This is a genomic window from Chamaesiphon sp. OTE_8_metabat_110, assembly GCF_031382685.1.
Lineage (GTDB): Bacteria > Cyanobacteriota > Cyanobacteriia > Cyanobacteriales > Chamaesiphonaceae > Chamaesiphon.
The window spans coordinates 1-5,576 of the sequence record NZ_JANMZA010000108.1; the positions used below are offsets into that span (position 1 = coordinate 1).

Genomic DNA, 5,576 nt, shown 5'->3' on the forward strand with positions numbered 1-5,576 from the left:
GTTACTACCGTGGCATCGCTAAACTTGCTTTGAAAGAGATCTTGATTGAGAAAGCGCACCCGATCGGTCACACCTGCTGTTTTAGCATTATTATTAGCTTCTTTAATCCGTTGGGGATTAATATCGATGCCTGTGGCGCGAATCCCAAATTTGCGAGCGGCGGTAATCGGAATCCGTCCATCTCCGCTCCCTAAGTCGTATAGCACATCCTTACTGTTGACTTTGGCGATCGCGAGCATTCGATCGACCACTGCTTGTGGGGTAGGAACATACACGACATCAGGCGATCGTAATACTGGAGCCTGCGCGACTCCTGATGCTGATGGTATCTCAGTAGTTGGTTGAGTATTCATCGCGTTAGGGCTTGTGCTACAGCCAACGCTGATGAAGCTCAGACCGATTAGTGTCAAAAATGTGATTCGATTCGATCGGCTCCGATGGAGCAAATGTTGTAGTGATATCATAATTTTCTTTCGATCTTAACTAGTGGTTAATCTGAATCGACTGGTAATGTTCTGATGGAATTCGCGCCATGAGGCTTACATCTTGCTTCCAGTATTAAGGCACCCTGATTTACTAACTTCAGCTTTAGCAGCGATTAGTTGTGCCGTAGATTCTTGTAGTCCGATCGCAGCCGAACTGTGTTGTAATTGGGCTAGCTTGTAAGCAGCTACAGCTAGATCTGTCTGTTTGCGACTGACTTTACCTTGCGCTGACAAGATTTTGACCCGATCGTGCTTGGCTTGAAATTCGCTCAAGTTAACTCGTGCTTGAGCTAACTGTGCTTGCGATAGCGAAACTGCAACTTGTGCTTCCCTGATGGCAATTTGAGCGGAGTTGAGTCGGACGGGCTGATTTTCTTTGAGAGCCACCCTAGTAGTGGTGCTGGTATCCGGCTCTGAAGTGAGATCGCTGCTCACAATGGGCGGTACTAAGGGCAAATCGATTCGTACTTGTTGACTGTTACTGGCTGGTAAGTGGATAAATCCAGCTACTACCAGTCCGACAATGCCAAATCCAGCGAAAGATCGCCCTAATCTTAATAGTACATTCATATTTTTTCTCCTAATTTGCGGGTAGCATTGTTAGATTGGGGTACGTGCCACTTGGCGAAACGTCCGATTTCCTAAAGCCTAAAGCCTCTCATCGATGCCTTCGGATCGAGGGAATCCCCAGTGCCACAACGATTACACCAACGATCGCCCCCGTCCCGGTATAGACTAAGCTGGAGTAGAGCAGGTACCCACAGGCAGCGCAGAATAGCAGTGGTAAAATCGGGTACAGTGGCACCCGAAACGGGCGCGGTCGATCGGGATCGCGCACTCGCAGCACCAGCAGCGAGATGCTACTGAGCAAAAAGAAAAACCAGAAGATCGGCGCGGTATAGTCCACCATCGTTTTGAATCCGTCGCGCGTCACCATCCCGAGTCCGACTAGTGCTAAGGAAATTGCCCCTTGAAATAAGTAGGCGGCAGTTGGTGTATTGTGACGGTCTTGCCAAACGCCCAAAAACCGAAAGGCAGCGACATCTTGCCCTAGTGCAAAGTTAGTGCGTGCGCCCGTAAAAATGGTGGCATTAATCGAATCGAGCGTAGAAATCACCACCAGCAGGCTAATGACGATCGCTCCTGGCTCCCCAAATGCCCGCCGCATCAAATCGGCAGCAACGGCTGATGATTGAGCCATCCCTGCCAATCCCAAGCCCTTCAGATATGCCAAATTAAGCAGCACATATAGTGCGGTAATAATTCCTAACCCCCAGAGGAGCGATCGAATGATGTTGCGTTGGTAGTTCTCGATCTCAGCAGAGATCTGCGCGGCTTCGTTCCAACCACCATATGACAACAGCACGAATACCATTGCCGATCCCCAAGATCTCGTAGCAGCGCCAGTAGCCGGAGTGGGAACACTAGTGTCCGCAGGCAAGGTTAAGCCGATGATAACGATTGCCAGCAGTCCCAAGACTGTGGTAATCGTCAGCCAGTTTTGGAGCCGTTTACTGTGCTTCAACCCCAGGATGTTGAGCATCGTGAGGAAGACGATCGCTAGTGCCGCATAAATCCCTGCTGAAAATGTGCCCAGCCGCAATAATTGCGAAGCATAATCTCCAAATACAAAGGCAAGTAAAGCGATCGAGCCAGTCTGAATTACACTCAGTCGCGCCCAGGCAAATAAAATCGCAATCGATCGACCGAATGCTCGCTTTAAGTAGTCATAACTACCACCGATATTTGGATATGCAGTCGCTAATTCGGCATAGCATAAAGCACCGATAATGGAGATTACTCCACCCAAGCCCCAAGCTTGTAAAACATCAGTTTCACTATTAGCATTAGCCGCAACTAATGCTGGTGTCTCAAATATTCCCGCACCAATAACTAGTCCGACAATTAGGGCGATCGCATCAAATAGCCGGATTGAAGGTCTTGTTGCTATCGTCCTATTTTCGGCAATTTTGGTTAATTTAGGTTGCTCGATTATACTCACAGCTCTAATATCTGCTATGTGGGCAACTGGCGATGTGCCAATAATTGATAAATTGTCAGTGAAAATTTATCGATCTCCATTTTTTAGTTGGTGCTGAAAAATGAAGCGTAGAAGTACTTAATTTATGAGACTGTATAACTTCGCCCTTATTAATTACTTTTTACTTTTGGCAATTACACGAGTTTTGTGATGCTACTGTTTAAAGTGTACGATCGGTTTTTGAGAGAATTATCTACCGATCGACATACTTATGATGTTAATTTATCGCTCAAATGATAGTAAAAAATTACTAATATTTAGTCAGCACAAATTTCAGAATGAATATATCTCGATGTCTGCCGCTTCTTGGGCTTCAGTGCCTGTAATCCCGATCGCGATAACAATACCCACTCGATCGAACCAATGTGTCTTAATTAAAAAATACTGCTTAGCTGTCGAATATGCCGCGTCGAAGGAGCGGCTAATTTTAAGTATCATTAACTACCAAAACTTGCTTGGTATGCCCAGTTTTGCTGTGGATTATGCGAGGAGAGTAGTTGACAATTAAGGCTCGATCGCTCTCATCAAAATACTACCTTCTCAGACACGACATTCACCAAATGTGATGTCTCGATCGCAATTTAGCAAGCACAGCACATTAACGCCCAAATTGCAGCGATCGCGATCCCTGAGAATTATGTAGAGATATATCACAATCTCCAATCTTTGTTAATAAATGTTGCAGATGCTCGATCTATCTGATAGGGTGTGTCTATCAAATAGTACTTCATGTGCTTGATGCCCAGCTAGAGGTAATCGATTAATTATCCCCTCCTAGCGATTAGTGTCACCTACACTCAGTTAGCCGCTCCGTCCCTACATTTAACCAACTGCTCGATCGTCATTTTGCTCGCTATCTACCCCGAGCGTAAAGTTTGTGTATCCATACCTAGCGCACAAGGTTGGCAGTGACTTCACTTTTGGAGGTTTTTAACAATGAAGCTACACGGAAAAACAGCCCTCGTGACTGGAGCATCGCGCGGCATCGGTCAAGCGATTGCCTTTGAGCTAGCCACAAGTGGCATTAAACGGCTGTTACTAGTCGCCCGTAACGAACAGCGGTTAGCCGAAGTTGCCGCAGAGATCGGTGTCATGGGTGTCGAAGTCATCCCGATCGTGCTAGATTTAACCGATCGGATTCGGGTTAATGTCGTTATCTCTCAGGCATGGCGCGATTACGGACAGATTCACTTATTGGTAAATTGTGCGGGAGTTGCCTATCAAGCACCCTTCCTACAATCAAAGTTACCCCACGTCCAAGAAGAGATCGCCATCAATCTGCTGGGGATGTATACCATCACCCGCCTGATTGCCCGCCGGATGGTCTCGCAACAAACAGGTACCATTGTCAATGTTGCCAGTCTGATGGGCAAGGTCGCCGCACCGACGATGTCTACCTATTCAGCTACCAAATTTGCCATCTTGGGATTTACCCAAGCACTCCGGGGCGAATTAGCCAGTCATAACGTCCAGGTGATATCGCTGTTGCCGACGCTCACCGATACGGACATGGTGCGAGATTTACAGCTATTTCGCGGCATGATGCCGATGTCGCCCCAGCGCGTCGCCCAAGCACTAATCCGAGGAATCGATCGTAACGAGCGGGAGATTATCATCGGTTGGCAAAGTCATCTCGCAGTTTGGGGCAACTATCTAGTACCCCGATTACTGGAGAGCATCATCCAGATTGCCGCCCCGCTACCGACTCAAAAACAGTTTTGGCAGCGATTGGGAGCTAAGGGGTAATAAGCTTTAGGCTTTAGGCTTTAGGTTTTAGGGCAAATTAATGCTTTCGAGTAGCAAGTCGTACTACTCGAAAGCATTTTTGTTGGATATTTCGTCCGGCCTTGTAACAAATCGGTCTTAATAGTTTTGCGTAGTATTACTTAGAGAAGCTACGCGATCGTACCGAGCGACCAAATTCAGATGGGTTATATTAGTCAAAGATACATAGTAACGATCGAGCGCAAAATGTTTGAGGATTGAGGTTTGAAGGCATACTCGATTCTCCAAGGGAGCGGCTACGCCAACGATCGACCCTCAAAGGGTAGCTATTGTATAAAAAGAAGTAACATAAGCTATACTAGTCATTGTAGCATATTTGCTACCAACCCATTCTGATATCTTTTGCTGTAAATGTTCACCAATCTGATTTCTAGAATTCACAACTGTTCGCGACCAGAAGATATTCTGCAAGCTAGTGTCGAAAGCGTCAAGCACGCGCTCTACTGCGATCGAGTTGTAGTGTACAGTTTGCAATCCGAGAGTCTGGGAAAAGTTGTCGCGGAGTCAGTAGAGCCGGGATTTCCCAAAACAGTAGAGACAACAATCGAGGATCCTTGCTTTATGGCAAGGCATGTCGATACTTATCGTCAAGGTCGGATCAACACGATCGATAATATCTACGAAGCTAAGATTACGCCGTGCTACATCGAAACCCTGGAAAAACTCGCAGTCAAAGCTAACTTAGTGGTGCCATTATTGTTACCAGATGGTGAGCTATATGGCTTATTAATTTTGCATCAATGTTCCCAGCCGCGCGCTTGGCAACCTGAAGAAATTACCCTCACCGCGCAAATGGCGTTGCAAATTGGCTGGGCGTTGGATAATGCAGTGAGATGGTCGCAGTGTCAAAAAATCCAATCCTCACTCGATCGACAACGGTACTATGATGAGCTATTGATCTCTGCTACCCAAAGAATTCATCAGGGTACTACTCGCACTGAAGTCTTAGAAATTGCCACCACTCAAGCCCAAACTATTTTAAAGTGCGATCGGGCGATCGTCTATGGCATCACTGAGCCAAATGTTGGTAGAGTATTCGCCGAAGCCACCATGCCAGCATTAGCAACATTAAAAGGAACGGTAATTGACGATCCCTGTTTAGATGGATATAAAGTTAATGAATACAGCGATCGACTTCACGTTCAAGCGATCGATAATATTCATGAAGTTGGGATCGATCCTGATATTCTCGATAATTTAGTGACGATCGCCGTTAAGGCAACTATTGTCGCACCGATTGTTAGCGATCGCAATGAATTATTTGG

General features: G+C 46.4%; 6 protein-coding genes. 2 read left to right on the plus strand and 4 right to left on the minus strand.

The window, feature by feature from the left end; translation table 11 throughout:
• From RMO52_RS03850 to RMO52_RS03865, 4 genes are all read right to left on the minus strand, one after another.
• On the minus strand, positions 1-353 hold a 353-nt coding region (locus RMO52_RS03850; protein WP_310411022.1), incomplete at its 3' end, for a class I SAM-dependent methyltransferase.
• A 186-nt stretch (positions 354-539) separates the two neighbouring features.
• The gene (locus RMO52_RS03855) at positions 540-1,055 is read right to left on the minus strand and encodes a hypothetical protein (protein ID WP_310411026.1); all 516 of its coding nucleotides are present in this window, start codon (positions 1,053-1,055) and stop codon (positions 540-542) included.
• An 88-nt stretch (positions 1,056-1,143) separates the two neighbouring features.
• The gene (locus tag RMO52_RS03860) at positions 1,144-2,487 is read right to left on the minus strand and encodes an amino acid permease (RefSeq protein ID WP_310411029.1); all 1,344 of its coding nucleotides are present in this window, start codon (positions 2,485-2,487) and stop codon (positions 1,144-1,146) included.
• A gap of 312 nt (positions 2,488-2,799) precedes the next feature.
• Complete coding sequence (locus RMO52_RS03865; RefSeq protein ID WP_309737762.1) at positions 2,800-2,964, minus strand: hypothetical protein; 165 nt, start codon at positions 2,962-2,964, stop codon at positions 2,800-2,802.
• A gap of 498 nt (positions 2,965-3,462) precedes the next feature.
• Between RMO52_RS03865 and RMO52_RS03870 the strand changes: the two genes are divergently transcribed.
• Positions 3,463-4,272, plus strand: coding sequence for an SDR family NAD(P)-dependent oxidoreductase (locus RMO52_RS03870; protein WP_310411032.1), 810 nt, complete (start codon positions 3,463-3,465; stop codon positions 4,270-4,272).
• 390 nt (positions 4,273-4,662) lie between these two features.
• On the plus strand, positions 4,663-5,576 hold a 914-nt coding region (locus RMO52_RS03875), incomplete at its 3' end, for a GAF domain-containing protein (RefSeq protein WP_310411035.1).

Bases quoted from the DNA above. Each gene is read 5' to 3' on its own strand.
- RMO52_RS03870 (WP_310411032.1), top strand. From the start codon at position 3,463: ATGAAGCTACACGGAAAAACAGCCCTCGTGACTGGAGCATCGCGCGGC.
- RMO52_RS03855 (WP_310411026.1), bottom strand. From the start codon at position 1,055: ATGAATGTACTATTAAGATTAGGGCGATCTTTCGCTGGATTTGGCATT.
- RMO52_RS03865 (WP_309737762.1), bottom strand. From the start codon at position 2,964: ATGATACTTAAAATTAGCCGCTCCTTCGACGCGGCATATTCGACAGCT.